Origin of the sequence: Hwanghaeella grinnelliae (assembly GCF_004005845.1) — a bacterium.
GTDB lineage: Bacteria > Pseudomonadota > Alphaproteobacteria > UBA8366 > Aestuariispiraceae > Hwanghaeella > Hwanghaeella grinnelliae.
Map to the genome: position 1 here is coordinate 217468 of NZ_SADE01000004.1, position 24820 is coordinate 242287.

General features: G+C 59.0%; 24 protein-coding genes. 9 read left to right on the forward strand and 15 right to left on the reverse strand.

Going from position 1 to position 24820, the window contains the following annotated elements:
- Window positions 1-93 precede the first annotated feature (93 nt).
- Window positions 94-1026, forward strand: a complete 933-nt coding sequence (locus tag EOI86_RS21890) for a bifunctional transcriptional activator/DNA repair enzyme AdaA (RefSeq protein ID WP_240035782.1) — start codon at window positions 94-96, stop codon at window positions 1024-1026.
- 7 nt (window positions 1027-1033) lie between these two features.
- On the opposite strand, the gene EOI86_RS21895 is transcribed toward EOI86_RS21890, so the two are convergent.
- A complete protein-coding gene (locus tag EOI86_RS21895; RefSeq protein WP_127767826.1) occupies window positions 1034-1714 on the reverse strand; it encodes an ArsR/SmtB family transcription factor in 681 nt (226 codons plus the stop codon).
- A 73-nt stretch (window positions 1715-1787) separates the two neighbouring features.
- On the opposite strand from EOI86_RS21895, the gene EOI86_RS21900 reads away from it, so the two are divergent.
- Together EOI86_RS21900 and EOI86_RS21905 are read left to right on the forward strand one after the other, a co-directional pair.
- The gene (locus EOI86_RS21900) at window positions 1788-2132 is read left to right on the forward strand and encodes an NIPSNAP family protein (RefSeq protein ID WP_127767827.1); all 345 of its coding nucleotides are present in this window, start codon (window positions 1788-1790) and stop codon (window positions 2130-2132) included.
- Window positions 2129-2506, forward strand: a complete 378-nt coding sequence (locus EOI86_RS21905; RefSeq protein ID WP_127767828.1) for an antibiotic biosynthesis monooxygenase family protein — start codon at window positions 2129-2131, stop codon at window positions 2504-2506. The genes EOI86_RS21900 and EOI86_RS21905 overlap by 4 nt, the downstream gene beginning before the upstream one ends.
- A 4-nt stretch (window positions 2507-2510) precedes the next feature.
- Here the strand turns inward: EOI86_RS21905 and cysQ are convergent, their stop codons facing one another.
- The 3 genes from cysQ to amrB all read right to left on the reverse strand — a co-directional run bounded on the left by cysQ (window position 2511) and on the right by amrB (window position 5741).
- Window positions 2511-3302, reverse strand: coding sequence for a 3'(2'),5'-bisphosphate nucleotidase CysQ (gene cysQ, locus EOI86_RS21910; RefSeq protein ID WP_127767829.1), 792 nt, complete (start codon window positions 3300-3302; stop codon window positions 2511-2513).
- A 120-nt stretch (window positions 3303-3422) separates the two neighbouring features.
- On the reverse strand, window positions 3423-4205 hold the full coding sequence (locus EOI86_RS21915; RefSeq protein ID WP_127767830.1) for a class I SAM-dependent methyltransferase: 783 nt from the start codon (window positions 4203-4205) through the stop codon (window positions 3423-3425).
- Between the two features lie 66 nt (window positions 4206-4271).
- Window positions 4272-5741 carry an AmmeMemoRadiSam system protein B gene (gene amrB, locus EOI86_RS21920; protein WP_127767831.1) on the reverse strand — a complete coding sequence of 490 codons (1470 nt, stop codon included), beginning with the start codon at window positions 5739-5741 and terminating at the stop codon, window positions 4272-4274.
- A 128-nt stretch (window positions 5742-5869) separates the two neighbouring features.
- Between amrB and amrS the strand changes: the two genes are divergently transcribed.
- Window positions 5870-6991: an AmmeMemoRadiSam system radical SAM enzyme gene (gene amrS, locus EOI86_RS21925; protein WP_127767832.1), complete on the forward strand. Its 1122-nt coding sequence runs from the start codon at window positions 5870-5872 to the stop codon at window positions 6989-6991.
- A gap of 30 nt (window positions 6992-7021) precedes the next feature.
- Here amrS and EOI86_RS21930 read toward each other — a convergent pair whose 3' ends face one another.
- The 4 genes from EOI86_RS21930 to EOI86_RS21945 form a co-directional block, all read right to left on the reverse strand.
- Entirely contained in the window at window positions 7022-7342 is a 321-nt protein-coding gene (locus EOI86_RS21930) for a PilZ domain-containing protein (protein WP_127767833.1), read from the reverse strand.
- Between the two features lie 220 nt (window positions 7343-7562).
- On the reverse strand, window positions 7563-8378 hold the full coding sequence (locus EOI86_RS21935; RefSeq protein WP_127767834.1) for a phytanoyl-CoA dioxygenase family protein: 816 nt from the start codon (window positions 8376-8378) through the stop codon (window positions 7563-7565).
- A 259-nt stretch (window positions 8379-8637) separates the two neighbouring features.
- Window positions 8638-9597, reverse strand: coding sequence for a ribonucleotide-diphosphate reductase subunit beta (locus tag EOI86_RS21940; protein ID WP_127767835.1), 960 nt, complete (start codon window positions 9595-9597; stop codon window positions 8638-8640).
- Window positions 9598-9664: 67 nt separating this feature from the next.
- Window positions 9665-11704 carry a ribonucleoside-diphosphate reductase subunit alpha gene (locus EOI86_RS21945; RefSeq protein WP_420810103.1) on the reverse strand — a complete coding sequence of 680 codons (2040 nt, stop codon included), beginning with the start codon at window positions 11702-11704 and terminating at the stop codon, window positions 9665-9667.
- A gap of 442 nt (window positions 11705-12146) precedes the next feature.
- Between EOI86_RS21945 and EOI86_RS21950 the strand changes: the two genes are divergently transcribed.
- Window positions 12147-12956, forward strand: a complete 810-nt coding sequence (locus EOI86_RS21950; RefSeq protein WP_127767836.1) for an SOS response-associated peptidase — start codon at window positions 12147-12149, stop codon at window positions 12954-12956.
- Here EOI86_RS21950 and EOI86_RS21955 read toward each other — a convergent pair.
- From EOI86_RS21955 to EOI86_RS21980, 6 genes are all read right to left on the reverse strand, one after another.
- Window positions 12938-14038 (reverse strand): TAXI family TRAP transporter solute-binding subunit, encoded by a 1101-nt coding sequence (locus EOI86_RS21955; RefSeq protein ID WP_127767837.1) that lies wholly within the window; start codon window positions 14036-14038, stop codon window positions 12938-12940. The two genes, EOI86_RS21950 and EOI86_RS21955, sit on opposite strands and share 19 nt — an antisense overlap.
- 82 nt (window positions 14039-14120) lie before the next feature.
- Window positions 14121-15119: a ketopantoate reductase family protein gene (locus EOI86_RS21960; RefSeq protein ID WP_127767838.1), complete on the reverse strand. Its 999-nt coding sequence runs from the start codon at window positions 15117-15119 to the stop codon at window positions 14121-14123.
- A gap of 200 nt (window positions 15120-15319) precedes the next feature.
- Window positions 15320-16069, reverse strand: coding sequence for an amino acid ABC transporter ATP-binding protein (locus EOI86_RS21965; RefSeq protein ID WP_127768291.1), 750 nt, complete (start codon window positions 16067-16069; stop codon window positions 15320-15322).
- Between the two features lie 42 nt (window positions 16070-16111).
- Window positions 16112-17326, reverse strand: a complete 1215-nt coding sequence (locus EOI86_RS21970) for an amino acid ABC transporter permease (RefSeq protein WP_240035783.1) — start codon at window positions 17324-17326, stop codon at window positions 16112-16114.
- A 96-nt stretch (window positions 17327-17422) separates the two neighbouring features.
- Entirely contained in the window at window positions 17423-18652 is a 1230-nt protein-coding gene (locus EOI86_RS21975) for an amino acid ABC transporter permease (RefSeq protein WP_127767839.1), read from the reverse strand.
- A gap of 362 nt (window positions 18653-19014) precedes the next feature.
- Window positions 19015-20028 carry an amino acid ABC transporter substrate-binding protein gene (locus EOI86_RS21980; RefSeq protein WP_127767840.1) on the reverse strand — a complete coding sequence of 338 codons (1014 nt, stop codon included), beginning with the start codon at window positions 20026-20028 and terminating at the stop codon, window positions 19015-19017.
- 416 nt (window positions 20029-20444) lie between these two features.
- On the opposite strand from EOI86_RS21980, the gene EOI86_RS21985 reads away from it, so the two are divergent.
- From EOI86_RS21985 to EOI86_RS22000, 4 genes are all read left to right on the forward strand, one after another.
- Complete coding sequence (locus EOI86_RS21985; protein WP_127767841.1) at window positions 20445-20861, forward strand: hypothetical protein; 417 nt, start codon at window positions 20445-20447, stop codon at window positions 20859-20861.
- A 381-nt stretch (window positions 20862-21242) separates the two neighbouring features.
- Window positions 21243-22229: a D-erythronate dehydrogenase gene (gene denD / locus EOI86_RS21990; RefSeq protein ID WP_127767842.1), complete on the forward strand. Its 987-nt coding sequence runs from the start codon at window positions 21243-21245 to the stop codon at window positions 22227-22229.
- A 41-nt stretch (window positions 22230-22270) separates the two neighbouring features.
- Entirely contained in the window at window positions 22271-23329 is a 1059-nt protein-coding gene (locus EOI86_RS21995) for an SDR family oxidoreductase (protein ID WP_127767843.1), read from the forward strand.
- Between the two features lie 29 nt (window positions 23330-23358).
- Window positions 23359-24258: a ribokinase gene (locus EOI86_RS22000; protein ID WP_127767844.1), complete on the forward strand. Its 900-nt coding sequence runs from the start codon at window positions 23359-23361 to the stop codon at window positions 24256-24258.
- On the opposite strand, the gene EOI86_RS22005 is transcribed toward EOI86_RS22000, so the two are convergent.
- On the reverse strand, window positions 24255-24788 hold the full coding sequence (locus EOI86_RS22005) for a GNAT family N-acetyltransferase (protein WP_161973947.1): 534 nt from the start codon (window positions 24786-24788) through the stop codon (window positions 24255-24257). The genes EOI86_RS22000 and EOI86_RS22005 overlap by 4 nt on opposite strands.
- Window positions 24789-24820 lie beyond the last annotated feature (32 nt).

The window sequence follows — 24820 nt, forward strand, 5'->3', positions numbered from 1 at the left end:
TCCGCGGTTTGCGCAAGAAACGGGTGGGGCGGCGAAACCCGGTGACGTACTGTTTCATCATCAATCAGAGGCGTTGGGTTTTGGAGTGAGACCATGTTGATCGATGCGGAAACAATGACGGCCGACCGGGCGGATGGTGTGGATACGGCCAGCAGCGACTATCGTCGGATTGCCGAGGCGCTCGCCTATATCGTCGATCGGTTTGAGGATCAGCCCTCGCTTGAGGAAATAGCGGCGCATGTGGGGCTAAGTTCCTTTCACTTTCAGCGCCTGTTTACCCGTTGGGCCGGGTTGAGCCCCAAGAAGTTCCTGCAAGCGCTTTCCTTGGAGGAAGCCAAACGGCGTTTGGAAGAACATGGCAGCGTACTGGACGCGGCTTTCGATGCCGGTCTGTCCGGGCCGGGGCGTCTGCATGATCTGTTTGTCGCGCATGAAGCGCTGACGCCTGGCGAGTACAAAGCCTTGGGGCGTGGATTGGAAATCCGCTACGGCTTTCACGAAGGGCCGTTCGGCGAAACCTTGCTGATGGAAGCCGATCGTGGGCTGTGTGGTCTGGCCTTTGTCGACCAACGCGGAAAGCAAGGCTGTTTCGAGGATATGGCCTCCCGCTTCTCGGCCGCGACACTGGTCGAAGATCCCTCAGCGACCGAAGACACCATGGCTCGCATCTTCGCGCGACCGGGGGAGACGAAACCGTCCGGCCAGGCCCCCTTGCGCCTGTTGCTGAAAGGGACGGAGTTTCAAATCAAAGTCTGGCGCGCCCTGATGGCGATTCCGCCGGGCACGCTCACCACCTATGGCACGGTGGCCGAAGCGCTTGGCATGAAAGGGGCGGCGGCCCGTGCCGTCGGCACCGCTGTGGGCGCGAACCCGATCTCCTGGCTTATCCCTTGTCATCGCGTGATCCGCAATTCCGGTATGCTCGGCGGCTACCGTTGGGGCCTGCCGCGCAAATTGGCCATGATGGGTTGGGAACAAAACGGCCTTCCGGCGCCCGAACGCGGCGAATTGCGGGATGTGGCGTAGTGGCGGTCTAAGCGGGACAAAGCGCCCGGTATTCCTTTAGCCCTTTGGGCGAGAACTCGATCACCCTGGTGTCCGGTACGCGCCAAGCCCATTTGCGGTCGGTGAAATGGGTCAGGATCGCGGCCCCCAAGCCGCCTGCCAGATGGGTGCGGCGTGCGCTCCAATCCAGGCAGGGGCGGCAGACCGGGCGACGGGCGTTCTGCAGCGCCGCCATGTCCAAGCCGTAATCGGTGAAGAAGTCGCGGCCTTTTTTGGTCAGTTCCAGGTCTTCGGCCCCATCCTTGATGAACCCCCGCTCCACACAGGCCGAGAACAGGCCGACACCCATTTCGCCGGCCAGATGGTCGTAGCAGATCCGTGCCTTGCGCAGGCCGGGATCTTTCGGGCCGGTTCGCACCGGCTTGGCGAGCGTGCGTTCCGCCAGCCCCATCAGCCCTTCAAGCACTTGGGCGACATCGTCGCCTGACAATGTGAAGTAACGGTGGCGGCCCTGTTTGCGCGCCACGATCAATCCGCCATCGGACAGTTTCGACAGGTGAGAACTGGCGGTCTGTACCGTGACGCCCGCGACCTGCGCCAGCTCACTGGCGGTCAGCGCACGGCCCGCCATCAGAGCACTCAACATGCCGGCCCTGGCGGGGTCGCCCACTAGGCCTGCGATGATCGCGATGTTCGGTCCAACTGACATGCTTCGATCGTACTCGAACTATTCAGGGTGCGTAAAGGCTAGAACGGGACATCAACCGATACGGAGTTTCCCGATGATTACCTGTTTCATTCGTTATCAGATCGATCCCTTCAAAAAGGACATGTTCGCGGAATATGCCCGCAACTGGGGCCAGGCGATTCCCAGATGCGGGGCGGACCTGATCGGCTATTACGCGCCGCATGAAGGATCGGCGACCACCGCCTATGGCGTCTATGATATCGACAGCCTCGCGGCGTATGAGGCCTATCGGGAGCGCTTGCGCAATGACCCGCTTGGGCGCGAGAATTACGAAATGGCGCAGCGCGAGCGGTTCATCCTGAAGGAAGACCGGATTTTCCTGAAGCTGGCTTCCGCCCCGCATGGGACGCCGCACGACCGGGAGAAGAAACAGCCATGATCGCAGTCATTTTCGAAGTCGAACCGTTGGACGGCAAGTTGCAGACCTATCTGGACCTTGCCGCTTCCCTGAAGGCGGATGTGGAAGCGCATGACGGGTTCATTTCCGTCGAACGGTTCGAGAGCATCACCAATCCCGGTAAGTATCTGTCACTGTCCTTCTTCCGGGACGAAGCGGCGGTGGAAGCTTGGCGCAACCGTCAGAACCACAGGGCTGTCCAGGGCAGGGGCCGGGACGGTATCTTCAAGGATTACCGTTTACGCATCGCCTCGGTGATGCGGGATTACGGCATGGAGGATCGCGGTGAGGCTCCGGCCGACAGCCAAGCCTATCACGGACCGGGCCACGGGTCGGGCCACGAACTGGGTGGATAGAGGATCAGCGCACGCCGCCCCAGCCGATGAAATGCGGATTCTCGAAGATGGCGTTCTTGGCATAGGTAAGGGGCGCACCATCTTCCGTCGTCACCAGGCCGCCGGCGGCCAGCAATACCGCGTGTCCGGCGGCTGTATCCCATTCCATGGTGCGGCCGAAACGGGGGTAGACGTCCGCTTCGCCGGCGGCCAATAGGCAGAATTTCAGGGAACTGCCGGCGTTTCGGGTTTCCTTTATCGTCCGGCCGCTCAGGAACTTCTCCAACACCGCCGGGTCGCCATGGCGGCGGCTGGCGACGATGGTCAGGCCGTCCACCGGTTCGGGCCGCACGGTGATTTCCCGTGCGGTTTCCTCGCCCACTTTAAGAGTCGCCCCGGCACCCTGCGCGCCTGCATACAAGGTGTCCAGCGCGGGCGCGTAAACCACGCCCAATACCGGCTGTCCGTCCTGGATAAGCCCGATATTGACCGTGAACTCACCGTTGCGGTTCAGAAATTCCTTGGTGCCATCCAAGGGATCGACCAGCCAGAAGGCGCCGTCGCCGACTTCCGGCACCTTTCCGGCCGAGGCGGCTTCCTCCGCGACGATGGGGATACTGGGTTCAAGCGATGCCAGGGCCGGGGCGATAATCGCTTCCGCCGCCGTGTCCGCTTCGGTCACGGGGGAGGCGTCATCCTTCACCGCCACGTCGAAATCGGTGGCATAGATCTCCATGATCTTCTCGCCGGCCTTCAGCGCGATGGCACAAACGCCTGGCACAAGTTGCATGAGTTCGGATTCGGAAAGGCGAGTCATCGGATGTGGCTCCCGGTCGGTGATGGGACGGTAAGGTCGGTTGTTTGCGCGCAACGAAAATGGCAGGACTCGGGGGGTGTGCAAACCCGTCCCTGCTGATTCCCAACGCGTTGCGACCGGTTAGTCAGTGGGTTTTACCGCGCGCAGATGCGTTGGCCGCAATCCACCGGCAATCGTCGCCTTTGCAGTGCCGCGGCGCACCGTCAGCCAAGGGTCGACGATTTCTTTGCCGACTTTGGCGACAAGATCCGCATAGAGCGGGCCGGTCAATTGGCGGAGCTCCTCCTGCACCTGTTCCGCATACCAGGCGTTCCGGTCGACCGTGGAGACATTGGCAAACCCGGTCTGCGTCAAGGTATTGGCCATATCCTGTGCGGTCGCCATTTTGAAACGAAGCGGATTTGTGGCGAGCATTTCCTCAATGGCGGCCTCAGCTTCGGGACCTGTTCCGCACAGCCAATCGCTTGCCGCGAATATCCCGCCCGGCCGGAGGATCCTGAATACATCCTCAAAAAATCTCTGTTTGTCGGGGATATGGATGATCGAGTCCTTCGAGAAAACCACGTCGAGGCTGTCGTCTTCGAAGGGAAGGGGGCCCGGTTCGACGATCCTCAGGTCGATACGGCTGGCGAGCCCCGCTGCCTGCACGGCTTTTGACGCGCGCTCATAGACCGCTTCCTCTACATCGATCCCGATGACCTTCTCGGCGCCGAGTTGTCCGGCCAAGACGATTGCGGGCCCCCCTGTCCCGAAGCCCACATCCAATACCGTTTTACCATGCAGGTCGATGCCGCGCAGGATTTCCGCGACTTCTTCCGCGCCGCCCGGCGAAAGGAATCCCTCGCCCCAAACAGCGTGAAGCCGTTCGATGAAATGATCGGGATATTGAGTATCGGCCGGCATCAGTCCCCCTGTTTTCGCGGAGAAGGATACCCCACGCGATATAGCAGGCTATCCAATGGGAGCGTGTTAGGAAATTGCTGTTTCCGCCTCTGCGAAATCAACAGGCGGCAGTTTCCGGACGGTGAAGCGCCATGCCTTGAAACCCGACGACCAATGGCCCGAAACCATCCCGGCCTTCGCCTTCAAATGGCTCAGAAAATCACGCCGGTTCGGTAGCTGTTCCCAAACCTGCGGCAGAAAGACGGATCGTTTGTCGGTATCCTGGATCATCAGCCCGTCCTCACCCGGGCGCAGTTGCGCCAGCAGGTCGGCCTCGGCATCGAACTGCATCGGCATCATCGGACTCAAGATCGACAACGACAGTTTCAGGCCGTGGATTTCCCCGGGCGTCAGCCTCGGGAATCGGGGGTCGCGAAAGGCCGCGCGGAAAGTGTTTTCCACAACGTCCAGGACAAGTGGTCGGTTGGCGACGATGCTGCCGATACAGCCGCGCAATTGACCGTTCGATTCCAGCGTCACGAAGGTTGCGCGTTCCTGCCGCAACGCCTCGTTGAAGCTGCCGACCGCGACTTCGGGCGGCGCATTGTTGCCAAACCCATAGCGAATGGTATTCGCCATCAAGTGCATCAGTTCCCGGCCGTGGCGGTCGAGGAGCTTTTGATCCGCTTCGCCAGGATCTGCCGTCCCCGTCTCAATGGCAGCGCCCGTTTTCTCTTCCGGGCGGAAGACCCAGGCGCCATAGCCAACGACACGGCTTTTGTCGCCCGATGTATCGCCGCTGTTGCAGAGCGCCACGCGTTCCGCCTGCAGATGATGCCTACGGGCGCTGGACAGCAAGCCTGAAATCGGGATGCGCCCACAGGCCTGATCCTGACTGATCCGGGTTTCATCCAGGGATTCGATGGCCTGTGCCGTACGGGTGTCCAGGCGTATAGCCTCGGAATACGGATGATAATGGCTGAGGTCGGAACTGATCAGGATGAGTGTTTCAGGCCCGCCCCACAGGGTCTCCAGGACCTCCGCGACCTCATCCTGTCCGGCCGCGCCGACGACAAAGGGAACCAGCGAGAAGTCGGACAAAATGCGCTGCAAAAACGGCAGGTGAACCTCAAGGCAATGTTCCTGCGCATGCGCATTGTCGTCCGTGGTGACTTGCGGCAAATGTGCGATGGCGTCGATCGCCTGCCTGTCGATCGGCACGGGTCCCAAAGGGGTTTGCCAGGTATCGGCACTGGTTGTGGCCAAACCGCGAAGGGCGACTCGATGAGCTGGGCCCAAAAGGACAACCCGTTCAATCCTGTCCCGGATCGGCGCCAATTCCGCATAGGCGCGCGCAGCTGGAATACCGGAAAAGACATAGCCCGCATGTGGTGCGATCAACGCCTTGGGCGCCGGCAAGTCGGCGCCTTGGCGTCCGGTTTCGTTTTGGCGCGCCTTCAGGCCGTCCTGAAGCAAATGTCCGACGGTTTGATTCAGACTGGCGCCATCCCGTGGGTAAAACACACCGGCGACGGCGGGGGGACGCACTATGGCCATGGCAAAAAGACAATCCCGGAACCACCTTAGGGGTATTCTAATAGGTAAGACAGGGATGGCGTCGGTCAAGCCGTGGTTTTGGAACAACCGTTGACTTGGCGTGCTATGATCGGACCGGGAAGGCGGACATGGTTATCGAACATTCCGAATTGGCGCCAAGCGAGGCGGCGGTGCCAGGCCGTTACTGGCAACGGTTGGAAGATGGACGCATCCAATGCGACCTGTGCCCGCGGGAATGCAAACTGCGGGATGGGCAGCGCGGGTTGTGCTTCGTGCGTGCCGCACAAGATGGCGGCATGGTGTTGACCACCTATGGGCGGTCCAGCGGCTTTTGTGTCGACCCGATCGAAAAGAAGCCGCTCAACCATTTCCTGCCCGGCACACCAGTCTTCTCCTTCGGCACGGCCGGCTGCAATCTGACCTGCAAATTCTGCCAGAACTGGGATATCTCCAAATCGCGGCAGATGGACCGCTTGATGGACGCGGCCTCACCGGACCAAATCGCCGAGGCGGCGCTGCGGGCGGGCTGCCGGTCTGTCGCCTATACCTATAACGACCCGGTCATTTTCCTGGAATATGCGGTCGACGTGGCGGAAGCGTGCCGCAAGCGCGGCCTGAAGAATGTTGCGGTCACCGCCGGCTATATAAAACCGGAGGCACGGGCGGAGTTCTTCGGCGCAATGGATGCGGTGAACCTGGATTTGAAAGGTTTTACCGAAAACTTCTACCATTCCCTGTGCACGGCGCATCTGGTGGATGTCTTGGAAACCGCGATCTACGTCAAGCATGAAACCGATGCCTGGCTGGAACTCACCACGCTGTTGATCCCGGGGCAGAACGACAGCGACGAAGAGCTGCAGGCACTGACCGCTTGGGTGAAGGAGCATTTGGGACCGAATGTGCCGCTGCATTTCTCAGCCTTCCACCCGGATTTTCGGATGCAGGACATTCCGCCCACACCGCCCAAAACACTATTCCGCGCCCATCGGATCGGCCGGGAAGCGGGTTTGAACTATGTCTATACCGGCAACATTCACGACGAAGCGACGGGCAGCACCTATTGCCCCGGCTGCGGCGAGAAATTGATCGGGCGGGATTGGTACGAGATCACGCAATGGGGCATCGGCAATGCCGGCTTGGGGCAGGGTGGGCACTGTACGGCCTGCGGCACTGCCGTCGCTGGCGTCTTCGAACACGCGGCGGGACGCTGGGGGCGGAAGCGCCAGCCGGTTCGCCTGACGCGCAGTTAATGTCGGGCGAGTGCACACCCCGTAGGCCGATCACCCGAACTGAGCCAAGTGCTTTGTTAGGATCGTGTCCCATTTAGGGTGAGGCGCCGAATACTCAACAGCCAATTTATTCTCAACGGTTCTGACGACAGTGCCGTTCGAGGCGATATAGGTATCGTCCCCGTTCACGTCGACCACGAAATGAAAGTTGATTCCCTGGCCGGCGACCATCCAATCGGGTGCCTTTGCCATCAGGAAGCCGGTCACCGAAATATCTTCTATTTCATAGACTTCACCATCGACCAAAACACGGATTGTGTAGGTGCGCCGTCGTTCGTGCTGACGCCCACGTTGTTGTCCGTCGATATTCATGATGCCGTACCTGTCTTCCGGGGAGTGAGGACGAATGCGGCAAATTCCTTCGACTGCGAAGACGTGGGATCTCTGCGCGCGGCACTACCTGGATAGTATCGCTCATGTGCGGGTGCGCAAGGCGCTGGGTAGGGATGTCGAGGAAAAGCTTCGATGCTCTGCGTTAAAAAAAACGCTGGTGTTCCTTAGTCGGGAAATGCGGCGGTGGCGCGGGACTTCTTCAGGCTTTTTGCCAGGTTTCCTTCATTTCCGCATCAAGCCTGCGGTGCCGCTGCAGGCTATCCTCGGCGAGGTCTTCGACGGCCGGGCGCTCGGGCCGGAAAGACTGAAAGCGGTCTTCGCCCCTAACCAACATGGCGGTTTCCGTTTGGCTGACGGTTTGACGTGCTTCCGGCGTTATGAACTGGGCGTTCAAACCGATCCGCCGGTCGTCGCTGCGGTTCGGAAGCGACGCGTGCAAGGTCCAGCCATGGTGGAACGACGCCTGACCCGGCAGAAGCGGAACGAGAACGGCGTTCTCCTCTCCGACATCGGTCACTTCCTGTCCGCGGGCAAGAACGTTGTTCGGGTCATGGCGGTCCGTATGGGCCTGTTTGCCGGCCCGGTGGCTGCCGGGAACCATCCGCATGCAGCCGCTTTCTTCCGTCGCGGGTGACAGGGCCAGCCACATCGAAACCTGGTCACCACCCGCCAACCCCCAATAGGTCAGGTCCTGGTGCCAACTGACGAAACTGGGGCTATGCGGCTCCTTCACGATATAGGTTACATCAAGCAAAAGGATGTCCGGACCGATCAAGGCTTCCACCGCATCCAAGACCGCCGGCGTGGTCGCCAACTCCAATGGAGAGGTGAGGATCGTATGGACCTTGCTCACGTAGTGAAGCGGCCCACCATAGGCCGCTTCCGCCCGTTCGAACCGGGTGCGGTGACGCGCTGCGTCCGCCACTGAGAGAACCGATACGCCACCGACGAAACCGTCTCGGCGATAATTTTCGGCCAGCAGGGTAGGTGGGATTGCGGGCTGTAACGATGGCATGGCAGGCTTCCACACAAGCTGTGTTGAACCAAGGAAGTCTTCCGCGGAACGGTGCCGGATTGGAATGCAGTTTTTCTCGCCGGGGGGGAACGTGGAGTTTCGGTGGGGCTGCCAAGAAGTGCCCCACTGTTCGGGAAAAAATCAGCCCGGGCCGTTGCGGCGGCTCCGGGCCAGTCGCGGCGACGCGTGCCGCTTTGGTACAGGGGTCAATTCACAGCGGGATTGTCGCCAGGGATACGACCCCAACACATTCCCATGATCAGTCGAAAGCCTCGTCCCACGTACCCTGCGTGGAGGCCCTGGAATATTCCGTGGAGCGGTTTTCGAAAAAGTTCGTGTGTTCCACGCCGTTCAACATTTCGTCCATCCAGCGCAGCGGATTGCGCTCCGCCCCATACATCGGGTTCAGGCCAAGTTGCGTCAGCCGACGGTCTGCGATGTAGCGGATGTACTGCTTCACCTCATCCGCCGACAGACCCTTTACCGGGCCAAGTTCGAAAGCCAGGTCGATGAAGGCGTCTTCATGATCGACGATCGTATTGCAGGCGACATACAGGTCGCGTTCGAATTCCTCGGTCCAGACTTCCGGGTTCTCACTGACGAAGGTGCGGAACAGTTTGATGATGGACTGTGTGTGCAGCGTTTCGTCGCGCACGGACCAACTGACGATCTGCCCCATGCCCTTCATCTTGTTGAACCGCGGGAAGTTCATCAGCATGGCGAAGCTGGCGAAAAGCTGCAGCCCTTCGGTGAAGGCGCCGAAGACCGCCATGGTTTTGGCGATGTCTTCCTTGGTGCCGACGCCCCATTGCTGCATGTAGTCGTACTTGTCCTTCATCGCCTTGTAGTCGAGGAAGGCGTGATATTCCGTCTCGGGCATGCCGATCGTATCGAGCAGGTGACTATAGGCCGCGACATGGATCGTCTCCGTATTGGAGAAGGCGGCCAGCATCATCTGTACTTCGGTCGGTTGGATGACACGGGAATAGTGCCGCATGTAGCAGTTGTTCACTTCCACATCGGCTTGGGTGAAGAAGCGGAAAATCTGCGACAGCAGGTTCCGTTCCCCCTCGGTCAGGGTCTTGTGCCAATCCTTGACGTCATCCGCCAGCGGGACTTCTTCCGGCAGCCAGTGAATGCGCTGCTGGGTCAGCCAGGCTTCATAGGCCCACGGATAGTTGAACGGCTTGTATACCGGGCTGGCATCCAACAAAGACATGGCACTTTCACTCCCTCGTCACCGGGCCGTTATCGCGGATGCGCGGCCGGCGCCCTGAAACCTGCCTCTATTGGCAGGCCAGGCATTCCTCGTAATCGTTCGTATTCTCTTGCATGTCGGCGGGCCGTTCGTTGCCGTTGACCCGGCCCATCAAGGGCACCGCGGCAACGCCGCTTTCAGGCCGCGGGCCATGCTCCGCACCTGCTTCCGCACGCTGGATCGATTTGGACCTGCAGTAGTACAAGCTCTTCACGCCCTTCTTCCAAGCCTGATAGTGGACCTGATGCAGGTCCCGCTTGTGGACGTTCGCGGGCAGGAAGACGTTTATCGACTGGGCCTGGCAGATGAAGGGCGCGCGGTCGGCGGCATGTTCGATGACCCAACGCTGATCCAGTTCGAAGGCGGTCTTGAAGACGTCCTTTTCCTCATCGGTCAGGAAGTCCAGATGTTGGACGGACCCTTCATGGACCGAGATGGAAGACCACGTGTCGTCGTCGTCACGGCCTTTTTCCTGCAGCAGCTGCTTCAGATACTTGTTCCGGACGTTGAACGACCCGGACAGCGTCTTATGCGTATAGGAATTGGCGGCGGTCGGCTCAATTCCCGGGCTGGTCCCGCCGCAGATGATCGAGATTGACGCGGTCGGTGCGATGGCCAGCTTGTTGGAGAAACGCTCCATGATGCCGTAATCGGCGGCATCCGGGCAGGCGCCGCGTTCTTCGGCAAGCACGACACTGGCAACGTCCGCCTGTTCGCGGATGTGCTTGTGCATTTTCTTGTTCCACACCTTCGCCATGACGCCCTCGAAGGGGATGCCCTTGGCTTGCAGGAAGCTGTGGAAACCCATCACGCCCAGGCCGACGGACCGTTCGCGCATCGCTGAATACTTAGCGCGCGCGAAATCGTCCGGCGCGGTGTCGATGAAGTCCTGAATGACATTGTCCAGGAACCGCATGACATCCGGGATGAACTGTTCTTCCCCTTCCCAAGCCTCGTAGTTTTCGAGATTGAGGGAGGAGAGGCAGCATACCGCTGTGCGGTCCTGGCCGAACCGGTCGATACCCGTCGGCAATGTTATCTCGGAGCACAGGTTGCTGGTCTTGACCTGCAAGCCCTGAAGCTTCTGATGCTCCGGCAGGTTCCGGTTCACATGGTCGATGTTGATGATATAGGGCTCACCCGTTTCGATCCGGGCGTTCAGAAGTCGGACCCACAAATCGCGGGCGCGGACTTTCCTGACCACCGACCTGTCCTTCGGGCTGGTAAGGGCCCATTCACCGTCTTCCTCGACCGCGCGCATGAAATCGTCCGGGACCAGCACGCCGTGATGCAGGTTCAGCGCCTTGCGGTTGGGGTCGCCGCCGGTCGGGCGGCGGATCTCGATGAACTCCTCGATCTCCGGATGCCATATCGGCAGATAGACCGCTGCCGATCCACGGCGCAGCGATCCCTGACTGATCGCCAAGGTCAGCGAATCCATGACGCGGATGAAGGGAACGACACCGGACGTCTTGCCGTTGCGGCCGACAGTCTCGCCGATCGAACGCAGATTGCCCCAATAGCTGCCGATACCGCCGCCGCGTGCCGCCAGCCAGACATTCTCCGTCCACAGGCCGACGATACCTTCCAAGCTGTCTTCCGTTTCGTTCAGAAAGCAGGAGATCGGCAGTCCACGTTTCGTGCCGCCATTCGACAGGACGGGGGTGGCCGGCATAAACCATAGGTTGGATATGTAGTCGTAGAGTCGCTGCGCATGATCCGAGTCGTCCGCATAGTGCATGGCGACCCGCGCAAACAAGTCCTGATAGGTCTCGCCCGGCAACAGATAACGGTCTTTCAGCGTTTCCTTGCCGAAAGCCGTCAGCAAGGAATCGCGTGAATTGTCGACATGGACGCGGATTCCGCGTTCGTTCTGTTTTAACTCACGCGTCTCGCCGGGCAGCTCATCGTCATGGGCATGCGCCGGATCGGCGGAGGAATCGGATTCCTCGATCAGCAGATCGGCCGTTTCCATCGCGAGGGCTTCGGCCTCGCTGTCGGTGCCGGGGGTATCGCCTTTCGCGGCGGTACGTGTTTGCTGAAACGATTCTGTTATTCCGTCAGGCACGGCCTAGTTCCCCTCTGCTCTCCACTCAACCCGTTATCCACAATCGGTGCCCACCGGAGACCGGCAATTTAGGGCCGTTTTCCCAGGTTTTCCCCGGGATTCACAGGTTCAAGGCTGTGGATAATTCCGCGTCGCCCACAATATCCTGTGGCCCCTTCATTATGTCGATCAAGATATAGCGATCTCCAAAATGTGTCAAAATGGTTTCTGTGAAATATTTCGGCGAAGTTTTGATTTCCTCAGACTGATGCGGATATGCATCGGTAGGGCCATTTGATGTACCGGAAGAGACCGGCACAGGGCTTGTTTTAAGAACGAAAAATTCCCTGTTCGCGTATTACCGGTTGCCTCCAAAGGACCCTCGTACCACCATGCCGCCTGCCCGTGGCGCACGCCGGACGGAACCCCGAAACGGCTACATTGATCTTAGGAACTTCGGAACATGTGTGGGCGATTCTCGCTGACCACTCCAGTAGAAGGCATTCGCCGTCTTTTCGGATTTTCTCAAATTCCGAACCTTCCGGCGCGCTTCAATATTGCCCCGACCCAAGCCGTGCTGAACGTAAGGGCGTCAAACCCCGGACAGGCGGGCGGGGCAATGCCCACCAGTCAGGGGACCGATGGTGTCCGCGATGCCTTCCTGGCGCGCTGGGGGTTGATTCCCTCTTGGGCGAAAGATCCCGCGATCGGCGCGAAAATGATCAATGCACGGGCCGAAACGATTACCGAGAAACCCGCATTCCGTGCGGCCTTCCGCCGCCGGCGCTGCCTTATCCCTGCTGACAGTTTCTATGAATGGAAGACGATTGCAGGGGCCAAGCAGGCCTTCCGGATAACCTTCGACGACGGCGAGCCGTTCGCCTTTGCTGCTCTGTGGGAAGATTGGCAGGGTGCGGATGGCAGCGAGTTAGAGACCTGCACGATCGTGACGACCGACGCCATTCCCGCGATTGAAGAGATTCACCACCGGATGCCGGTTATCCTGGACCAAGAAGGTTTCGAGACCTGGCTGACAGGGTCGGATGAAGCGGCACAGAAACTGTTGCGGCCCTATGCGGGGCCCCGCCGCTTGATGTCGGGACCGATCAGCAATCGCGTCAACAATGTCAGGAACGATGGGCCTGAGCTTTGGGATCCGGTGCCCTTGCCCGAAGAAGGGACGGCTGCAGCCACTACAAATAACGATGCGTCAGGGGCGGCGGATACGGCAGGATCGGCAAAGGCAGACAAGGGTCAGCTATCGCTGTTCTGAACCTTCGCTTTCGATTGCACGGCGTCTTCCGGCGGTGTTTCCAGGGTGTTGCGGCTTTTGTCCCCGGCATCCCTGTAATAGGTGGCGGAACCTGGATGAAGCGGAATCCCGATGGACCAGGCGCCACGGGATTCGTCGGCGAATTTCGCATCGGGTGAGTTGCGTTCGTAAATCCGGCGCGTATCGCCACGCCACAACGCCCGCGTGATCTTACGAATCAATTCTTCCGGCTGGCGCGCCAGGGTTACCCATTTCGCACTGATGCTGATGCTCGTCGTCGGCTGGGTCTGTCCAAAGACGCCCGCCGGAATTTCAGCCGTCGTGATGAAGGGATATTGATTATAGAGCTGCTCCAGCTCGGCCCCCTCTATCGACAACAGACGTAGCGGCACTTCCTGGTTCAGATCCTTGATGACCTGGTCGCTTGCAGCGCCGATATGGAAAAACGCATCAATCTGTCCGGCTGCCAGGGCATCTGCTGCCGGGCCTGGTTTTAGGTAGCTCTCGTCGATTTGTTCGAGCGAAATTCCATAGACATCCAGTACGTTCACGGCTGTCGACAGGGCGCCGGACCCCTCGGTGCCCAATGACACTCTCTTGCCCGCCAGATCGGTGATGGATTCGATGCCCGAATCCGCGTCGACCACGATGTAGAGTACGAAGGAAATCAGATTGGCGATGATTCGAAGGTCTTCGACCGGGAATAGGTCGCTGAAAGGTCCGCCGCCCGTATAGGCCCAATATGCGATGTCCGAGGGGACGATGGCCGATTCCAAATCACCGTCCAACATGGAACGGACCGCGGATAGTCCGCTTTCCGTCGATTGCGCGACGGCGATAAGACCGGGAACGCCACAAACCCTGGCCGCGTCGCAAGCGGGGCTGCGCGGCGGTTTGCTGATGCCTGCGGAGATGGCGGTGCCCAGAGCGTAGGATGCCGTGGCCGTTGGGCCTGTGCCGATACGGAAGAAGGTCAGGCCGGCTTCTGCTGCTTGGGCCATGCCTATCCTGCCGCCACCCGACAACATTGCCGCGACGAGCAAGAAAGCCGCGATCGGCAAGCGGGCGGGAACCGTGATCATATCGATGTCTGGTATATTGCGATGCGGCGAAGTCTGCGCCTTTAACACCACAGCGTCAATGTCGGGTGGCGCGAATTCCGAATCACGCCGGCGCTTCGTAGCATCCTGCGATCGTGGCGCGCATTTTTACAATTGCATAGAGCATGTCGATGGCCGGTGTTTCTATGCCCATATGGCCGCCAAGTTCCGAAACGACACCAAGGATGGCGTCCAATTCTATGGGGCGGGCCTTGTCGAAGTCCTGCAGCATGGAAGTTCGAAAATCACCCAGCTCCGCGCCTTCGACCAGACGGTCCTCGATCGTCATGGAAAAGCTGACGCCGACCGCTTTTGCGACGGCTTCCGTCTCTTGCATGATCCGTCGGCTGACATCGGATACATGGGGGTCTTTGCAGATCTGCTCCATCGTTCCCATGGTCGCTACCGAAAGGGGGTTGGAGTGAACATTGCCCCAAAGCTTGGTCCAGACAGCCGCGCGAATGTCGTCCACGACGGGTGCATCGAACCCGGACTTGGACAGCAATTCGGAAACTGTCCGGGCCATGGTCGCGTTTGCCCCTCCGGCATCGCCGATCAGCAGTGTCTTTGGCCCGATCGTATCCACCCGTCCCGGTTCCGGGATTGAGGCTGCCAGATAGACCACAGCGCCGAGAACCTGTTCGACCGGGATCAACCGGTTTATGCGACCGGACGGATCACAACTGGCGAGGTCGAGCCCGGCGATAGCTTGGGTTTGCGGGGTGGAAAGACCTTTGCAGTACCACCAAGGGATTCCATTGATTGCCGGCATTACCAGGGTTTCAGGCCCGATCAAGGGTGCGATAGAGGGCAGGGCGCCAACGATTTGATGCGCCTTCGTAGTGAGGATGACGAGGTCTTGCGGTCCGACCGACACAGGGTCGTCCGACGCAGCGAGGGGAACGGTGAAATCGGCGCCTTCGAATTTGACTGTCAGCCCCTTGGCATTGACAGCGTCAAGCATCGGGCCGCGGGCGATCAAGGTCGGGCTTAACCCGGCGCGGGCCATCATGCCCGCCACGAAACAGCCGATCGCGCCGGCGCCGAAAACTGCGATTTTCACTCTTTTACCTCGTCGTCATGGTTACTTCGGCCCTTGTTCTTCGGCCCATGTTGCTTCGGCCTGGCTGTTTCGGAACAGGCGTTCCGAAAACAGGGGGCTAAACGGGTACGGGCGAACGCAGCAAAAAGCTACGTCCGCCCGCCCTCAAGCCAGACCTCCCCTCTGCATTACGAGGGAGCCAGCTGCCATGTGGCTACGACCTAGTGATGCAGGATCTGGCTTAAGAAGAGCTTGGTGCGCTCGGACTGCGGATTGTTGAAGAACTCCTCCGGTTCGTTCTGTTCGATGATCTGCCCGCCATCCATGAAGATGACGCGGTTCGCCACCTTGCGCGCGAAACCCATTTCGTGGGTCACGCACAACATGGTCATACCGGATTCGGCGAGGTCAATCATCGTGTCCAGCACTTCGGAGATCATCTCCGGATCGAGGGCCGAGGTCGGCTCATCGAACAGCATGATGGCGGGGTTCATGCACAGCGAACGGGCGATCGCCACGCGCTGCTGCTGCCCGCCGGAAAGCTGTCCCGGGTACTTCATAGCCTGTTCCGGGATCTTCACCCGTTCCAGGAAATGCATTGCGGCTTCTTCTGCTTCCTTCCGGGGCGTCTTACGGACCCAGATCGGCGCCAGCACGCAGTTTTCCAAAACCGTCAGATGCGGGAACAGGTTGAAATGCTGGAACACCATGCCGACTTCTCGGCGGATGGCGTCGATATTTTTCAAGTCGTTCGTCAATTCGATCCCGTCGACGAAGATATCGCCCTGCTGGTGTTCTTCCAGCCGGTTGATGCAGCGGATCATTGTCGACTTGCCGGACCCGGAGGGACCGCAAATGACGATACGCTCCCCACGATGGACGGTCAGGTTGATGTCCTTCAGGACATGGAACTCGCCGTACCATTTGTGCATCGCGTTGATGTGGATCGCGACCTCATCTGTAATGTTCATATCGGCAGTTTTTGCTTCAGCCATAATTAAACCCTCCAAATCCTAGCGCTTGTGTCCGGTGTGCAGCTTCTTCTCGAGATAAATCGAGTACCGCGACATCCCGAAACAACAGACCAGGTAGATTGAACCAACAAAGATGTAGCCCGTGTGTTCCATGCCCAGCCATTGGGTCGAGGTGACAGACTGTTTCATGGTCAAGAGCAGGTCGAGAAGACCGATGATCGAAACCAGCGTCGTGTCCTTGAACAGACCGATGAAGGTGGAAACGATATTCGGAATGACGATCTTCAGGGCCTGTGGCAGAACCACCAGGCGCATCGACATATTGTAGTTGAGGCCAAGGGCATCGGCCGCTTCGAACTGTCCCTTGGGAATGGCCTGCAGCCCGCCGCGAACCACTTCCGCCATATAGGCCGAAGAGAACAGGGACATGCCGACCAGCGCCCGGATCAGGTTGTCGAAATCCACCCCTTCGGGAAGGAAAAGCGGCAACATGAACTGGGCCATGAACAGAACGGTAATCAGCGGAACGGACCGGATCAGTTCGATGAACCCGATGCAGAGCATCTGGATCAGCGGCATGTTGTTCGCCCGCCGCCCCAAGGCGAGGACGATGCCCAGCGGCAGAGAAACACCGATTGCCACCGCCGACAGGACGAGGGTCAGCATGAACCCGCCGAACTTGTTCGTCCCGATGACGTCCAAGCCAAATCCAAAGGCCAGGAAGTACATAACGGCGATTGCATAGGTGATGCCGAAACCCAACATGGCTTGTCCGGGATTGTATTGCTGTCTGCCTCTGAAGCCCAGGAACAGGCCGCCGACGGCCAAGACCAAGGTGATGACGATTCCTATCGTCGACTGTAGCGTCGTCATCTCGATCGGCCCATGAAGCAGCGCGGTGGCAACCCATGGGAAAACGAAGATCATCAGCGGACCGGTGATTTTCCGGCCGGGAATCTTATCGAACATAACAGGCAGAAGCCCAATGATGAGAAGAATCCCGGTCAGGTTCGGACGCCAGTATGAAGCCGGGTCGTATGGCCCATACATGAACTGATCGAAACGGGCATCGACAAAGCCCCAGCAGGCGCCGACGGGTTCGCCGACATAGCGTTCAAGGCAATCCTGGAAGTCTTTTGCATGCCAAACGGCCGTCAGGATCGCCCAGTCGAAGATTTCCCACGCCAACCAGGCGATGAGATAAGCGGAGACGACGGTGCCGACCCCATAGTACCAAGTGCTGAACAGATTCATCCGAATCCAGTGAACGGGTCCGACTGCGCTCGCCGGTGGCGGGAGTGTCGGATGCAGTTCCGTTCTTACGTAAGCAATGCTTTCTTTCGACATGGCTTATCTCTCCACCAGCGTGACGCTTTTGTTGTACCAGTTCATGAACAGAGAAATCACCAGCGAGATCGTAAGGTAGACCCCCATGGTCATCGCGATGATTTCAACAGCGTTACCGGTTTGGTTGAGAGAGACGCCCGTGAAAATGTTGACCAGATCGGGATAACCGATGGCAACGGCGAGCGACGAGTTCTTGGTCAAGTTAAGATACTGACTGGTCATCGGCGGGACGATGACGCGCATCGCCTGCGGAATGATAACCTTGCGGGTCGTGATGTTGGGACGAAGCCCAAGCGCGAACGCCGCTTCGGTCTGTCCGTGACTGACAGATTGGATGCCGGAACGAACCGCTTCCGCGATGAACGCGCCGGTATAGACCACAAGCGCCAGCAGAAGCCCCATCAAGCTGCCCGGTAGTGTCGCGCCGCCGCGGAGGTTGAAGCGGCCCGGCTCCGGCAGGTCCCAACCGATCGGCCCGCCCATGATTAAATACGCGATGACGGGGAACACGATCAGCATTGCGATGGATGTCCACAACACGGGGAAGGGCTGCCCGGTTGCGTCCTGACGTTTCTTCGCCCATTTGGCAAGGACGACGATCCCGGCGATCGCGAGTGCCAGCGCAATGGGTATCGCTTGCCAGCCCGGATTCAGGATCGCATTGGGATAATTGATGCCACGCTGGGAGATGAAAACCATGTCGAGGCCGAACAAATTGAACGCCCCCAATTGCCGTTTGCCGTCGATGGTTTCGAACAATTCCGGCAATGTCAGCCAAACCGCGAAATACCAAATGAAAATATGAAGCAGAAGCGGAATATTCCGCATCACTTCGACATAGCAAGACGCCAGGAAATTGATCAGCGGGTTCTTGCTGAGCCGTAGAACCCCCATTGTGAACCCGACAATCGTCGCCAGGACGACACCGATTGCGGAAATCACCAGGGTGTTGACCAATCCCAGGATGAAGACATCCCCATGGGTCGACGAGTTCACGTCGAAATCCGTGAGGTTGAATTCCGCACTCGTCGGGTTGAACCCGGCGATTTGGTCCATGAATCCGAAACCAGGGCTCAACCCCCGGGCTTCCATGTTCGTTGCCGTATTATTTACGATGTAGCCGATAAATGCGACGAACAGCGAAATCACCACAACCTGCATGATGATCGCTCTCGTGCGTTTGTCGTACCACCAACTTACGCCGCCCCCGGCGCGTTCGGCTTCGACCGCCATTTTGTTACCTCGCCTCTACGTCACCCAAAAAACCTGTTCATTTTGTTCGAGTAACCGGCCCATCTGTCCCGCAGGCCTTTGGTTCTCTCTATTTGTTCTGGTGCGCAAAATAGACACCCGGAACTTTTATGCCTCCCCCACTTCAAAACGCTGTTTTAGAAATCGACAAACGAAATACGAACTCAACCAAAACAATATCCGACAGTTCCGTTTCAGAAGCTTGCCCAGGGGCGCGATGAAATGATCGTACCCCGAAAACCGGCCCCGGAAATAGGACGAGGCGGGCCCTCGGCGCTGTTGCGCCGCTGACCCGCCTCGCACTTAGGCTATTTCACAATAGACTCCGTTCGGTAAGCTTGTTCTTACCGGAACGGCGGGGAATACAGGATCCCGCCCTTGGTCCACAGCGCGTTAACGCCACGGGCCAGACCGAGGGCCGTATTCGGGCCGATATTGCGTTCATAGATTTCACTGTAGTTGCCACCGGCTTTGATCGCTCGGGCGGCCCACTCGTTGTCCAGACCGATCATCGCGCCGAGATCGCCTTCGGAGCCCAGGAGGCGCCGAATTTCCGGATTGTTGGAGTTTTTCATTTCATCGGCATTGGCGGCGGTAACCCCCAGTTCCTCAGCCGTGATAAGCGCGTTCAACGTCCAGCGACCGATGTCGCCCCATTGGTTGTCGCCATGGCGAACCAGCGGGCCGAGCGGCTCTTTGGAAATGATTTCCGGCAGAACGACATGCTCGTCCGGGTTGGACAGAACGACACGCGTCGCGGCCAGACCGGAGCGGTCCGTCGTGTAAACGTCGCAGGCACCGCTTTCATAGTTCTGGCGGGCTTCGGCGTTATCTTCGATGACGATCGGCGTGAAGGTCATGTTGTTGGCGCGGAAATAGTCAGCCAAGTTCAACTCGGTCGTCGTACCGGTCTGGATGCAGACGGACGCACCATCCAGTTCCAGGGCGGACTTAACGCCAAGATCGGACTTCACCATGAAACCCTGGCCATCATAGTAGTTGACGCCGAGGAACTCGAACCCGAGGTCGGTGTCACGGCTGAATGTCCAGGTGGTGTTACGGGCCAGAACGTCGACCTCGCCGGACTGCAACGCGGGGAAGCGCGTCTTACCGGTGGTCGGCGTGAACTTCACCGCTTTCGGATCGCCGAGAACGGCCGCGGCCATGGCCCGGCAGAAATCGACGTCGAAACCGGCCCATTCGCCTTTGTCGTCCGGAGACGCAAAGCCGGCAAGACCGGTGGTCACGCCACAATCGATGTATCCTTTGGCTTTAACGTCGTCGAGCGTGCCAGCGCTCGCAACGCTCGAGCACAGCAGCGTTGCCGCGCTCGCAGTCAGAAGGGTTTTGAGCTTCATTATGCAGTTACCCCTATTTTCCTCGGTTATGAACCTACGCGACTTCAACGCCCGACCGATTTAACGGCGTACCGCCCGACGGAATCGGGAATGGATGCACGGCGATGTTATCGGTCAAGTACAGAAGCCCCCTAGCTTGAAGCCGGTCGGCTGGTAATTTTGCCCGTACCCTCTGGATCTTTTGCCCTGAGTGGTCAGGCCCCAGCCTTCCGCCTGGATTTAGAGTGGCACCGCTAATCTGGTTTGGCCAGACGTTAATTTACTGATTTTTGCCGATTTTTGGGCCTATTCGTGAATTTTCCGAACAGGCTGCACTGCACTGCACTATAACCATTTGGTGTTTTAGCGATTTATCGCCTTTGGCATGGAATCTGCTTGTCCATTCTACGCGGCTTATTCCGCAGGAGGATTGAACAATGCATATACGTAAAGACAGCCCCGCAGAAGCGGATCCGGATGTCGGGTTCTCCCGGGCGGCCGATGAGGAGCACCTGATCGACGACCTGGCGCAACCGTTTCTGGATCTCGCGGAGAAATATGAATCGGCCCGTCAGAACGACGTCGATACCCAAACCTGGCATGCGATTCAGGACGCGAACGTCTATGTGTGGCGTTTCGTGGCGAATTACCTGCCTGGACAACTGGACAAAACCGTTTCCGGCGAAATGTCGGAGGTGCTGATCCGCATCGGCGATTTCATGCAACAGGCTTGCCTGTCGCTTCGGGAAAATCGCGACGACGCGCTTGAGCTGCGCGTGATCGAGTTGAACTTGAACATGTGCGCGCAGATCTTGAACCTGCGGCAGGAAATGCTCGGTCTGACGGAAGCGTAAGGATGCTTGTGCCGGTCGGGTCTGTATCGTTGAGGGCGATACGATCAGGCTGCTGAAGCTTGCCTTGCTTTTACCCGGAACGCGCAAGCGTTCGGGACGGTTGTTGCCGTGCGGTCGCCGCCTGAAGAAGGCGGGCCGCACGGAATGACCGTTGTTGCCCCATCGCCCATTGTAGCGTGCCCCGCCGTATGATTCGTCGGTGACGTGATCTGGGGGCAATACTGATTTCCGCCTGAGGGCGGAGATTCCGTGCGTCGCACCGTTGCCCCTCACACTTCCATATCTATGATGATTTGAACTGCTGCGGATGCGGCAGAAACAATCATGTCCACGGATAGCAGACAAAGCCCGCAAATATAGGGCTGCGTGAGGGGAGAGACGATGAAGGTTGTGATCACGGGCGGTACGGGTTTTGTCGGGACGCGGTTGGCGCGCAAGATCTTGGACAAAGGCACGCTGGCCGGTCCTTCGGGAAAACAGGAACCCGTCGACGAGATTGTGCTCTTCGATGTCGCGTTGCCGCCGTCTTTGCCGGAAGGAATGGACGATCGCGTCTCCATGCGCCAGGGCGAAATCGCGGACAAGGACACCGTCGATGCATTGATCGATCAACCCGACATCGGCGTTTTTCATTTGGCATCTGTGGTTAGCGGCGGCGGGGAGAAGGATTTCGACCTCGCCATGCGCGTGAATTTGGATGGCGGACGCTACGTGCTGGAAGCTTGCCGCGCCTTGGGATCGGCGCCGCGCGTGCTGTTCACCAGCTCCATCGCGACTTTCGGCGGGGCAGCGATGCCGGATGTGGTGGGGGATTTGGTCAAGCAAACGCCCCAGACCACCTATGGGATGACGAAGGCCGTTCTGGAACTGATGATCAACGACTATACGCGCAAAGGCTTCCTCGATGGGCGCAGCGCACGGTTGCCGACCGTTATCATCCGTCCCGGCAAGCCGAACGCGGCCGCCAGCAGTTTCTTCAGCGGGATGTTCCGCGAACCCTTGGCCGGCGTTGAATGCAAAATCCCCGTTCCCCCCGATGTCCGGCACCCTGTGATCGGATACCGAACCGTGGTCGACGGTATTCTGGCTCTGTACGAGGCGGATAGCGACGCCATCGGCGACGACCGGGCCTTCACGCTTCCCAGCACCAGCGCCACCGTCGCTGAATTGATGGACGCCCTGGACCGTGTTGCCGGTGATCGGCCCTTGGGCAAGCGGACGGTGGAGCCGGACCCATTCATTCAGGACATCGTCAAGAATTGGCCGCGCGCGGCCGGCGCCGACCGTGCCCTGGCCCTTGGCTTGCCGCATGACAACAGCCTGGACGACATCGTCCGTGCCTATATCGCGGACTATGTCGACATCTAGACCTACGCGCTTAACCGACAGCCTATAAGGGAGAGAATATAATGGGTAAAAAGGCAGTCATTGTCGGCGCGCTCGGCGTTATCGGGCGAAACCTGATGGACCGTCTGGCGGAGACCGGCGAATGGGAGATCGTCGGCCTTTCCCGGCGGTCGCCCGATTTTGAAGCGCCCGCTGAGTTCATATCGGTCGATCTATTGGATCGGGCGGATGCTGAGGCGAAGCTCGCCCATTTGTCGGACGTTACCCATATCTTCTATACGGCGTTTCAAGCCCGGCCGACCTGGGCGGAGCACGGTGCGCCGAACCTGGCTATGTTGGTCAATTCGGTCGAGCCCATTGCAGCCGCGTCACCGGGGCTGAAACATGTCCATCTGGTGCAAGGGAACAAAATCTACGGTTCTCATCTAGGGCCGTTCAAGACGCCGGCGCGGGAAGATGACCCGCCGCACATGCTGCCGAACTTCTATTGGGATCAGGAAAACTGGTTGCGCGAAAACCAGCCGGGCAAGGACTGGACCTGGTCCGCTTCCAGGCCACAAACCGTTTGCGGTTTCGCGCTGGGAAACCCGATGAACATCACGACCTGCATCGCGGTCTATGCCGCTATTTCCAAGGAGCTTGGATTACCGCTGCGTTTTCCTGGCAAACGGGGCGCGTATGAAGCGGTGTATCAGGTGACGGATTCGCATCTGTTGGCCCGGTCGATGGAATGGTGCGCCAACAACTCGCACGATGCCGCCGCCAATCAGGTCTTCAATGTAACCAATACGGACTTCTTCCGGTGGAAGAACGTCTGGCCGACCTTCGCGAAGTTTTTCGACCTTCCGCTGGAAGATGTTCAAACGATTTCGCTGACCGAATTCATGGCGGACAAGGAACCTGTCTGGAACCGTATCGTCGAAAAGCACGGCCTTCAAAAAGTTCCTTATACGGACATTGCGGCATGGCCCTTCGCTGACTATGTGTTCGGTACCGACTGGGATGTCATGACCTCGACGATCAAGATCCGGCAAGCCGGGTTCAACGACTGCATCGATTCCGAGGAAATGTTCCTCCGCGTCTTCAAGGAATTCCAGGACCGAAACGTCATTCCGCGTTAGGGCCGCCACTGTATGGGAAACACGCCGCGATGATCACTGTCTACGGGTCCATTAACCTGGACGTCGTAAGCAAAATGACCCATTTCCCCGCGGCGGGTGAAACCGTTCTGACACCTGAAGCCCTGCCGTCTCCGGGCGGCAAGGGCGCCAACCAAGCGGTTGCCGCCGCACGGGCGGGTGGGGCGGTCTATATGGTTGGCGCTGTCGGCGCGGACGGGTTGAGCGTCATTCCGCTGGAAGCCTTTCGCGAAGCCGGTGTCGATATGCGGGGCGTGGCCGTATTGCCCGGCGAGACCACCGCGATAGCATCTGTGATGGTCGATGCAGCAGGGGAAAACCGGATCGTCGTCGCATCGAATGCGAATGGACGGGCGCCGGCCTTGACCGCCGATCACCTCGCCCCCAGCGGCATTCTGTTGATGCAGATGGAAATTCCGTATCGGTCGAATTGGGACGCATTGGCCGTTTCGAAAAAGCGCGGCGCGAAAGTCATTCTGAACTTGGCGCCTTTCGGACCCGTCGATAAAGAACTGCTGTCTCAGGTCGACATTCTCGTCGTCAATGAAGGCGAAGCTGCCGCGCTTATCCGGCATTTGGGAATGGACGCTGAAAGCACCGAAGAAAAGGCATGGGCGCTGTCCGCGCTCGGCCCCACCGTAGTGATAACCCTTGGCGGCGCCGGATACCTCTGTGCCGGCAAGGCGGGGCTGATCGTGGGCAAAGCCCTAAATGTCGAAGTCATCGATACGACCGGCGCTGGCGATGCTTTCTGCGGCTGTCTCGCCGCCGCCTTGGACGGCGAAAGCATGCCGCTTCACGAGGCGTTGCGCTTTGCCGCGGCAGGGGCGTCGCTTGCCTGTACAAAGCTGGGCGCGCAAACGGCCTATGCGTCGAAGGATGAAATCGCGGCGCGGATATCAGCCGGTTAGAGCTGTTTCTCGAAACGTAGAGAGGTCGGCTGTTCGTAGCCGTCATGGGTGAAGGTGCCGACCTGACGAAATCCCATGCCGGTGAAGAAAGCATGCAATTCCTTTAATTCGATCCGAGACATGATTTGAAGTCGTCGTATCTGTCGTGCTGCGGCCAGCGCGGTGACGGTGTCGAACAGGCGATGGCCGATGCCATGGCCCTGATACGCCGGGTCGACTGCAAGGTGATAGGCATAGAGCAGCGGACCGTCGGCATCTTCCTCAACCTTGGTGAATAGGCAGCCGACAATGTCTCCCTCGGACGTTTCTCCAGGTGGCGCTGGATCTTTTCGTGTTTCCGCTGTCAACAAATCGCCGGCTTCCGCATCGCGGATCACCCCCTCAACCGTCAGCCGTGTGACGGAGGAGGGGGGATCGACGATACCGTCCTGACCGGCGAAAGCCGATTTGAGGATTTCCAGAACCCGTTCGTGCTGATCGAAAGCACCGCCGGCAATGGCGATGAGTAAGTCCTTTGTCGTATCACGCACGTTCGTCTCGGGCCCCCTGGTTGGTACCGGTC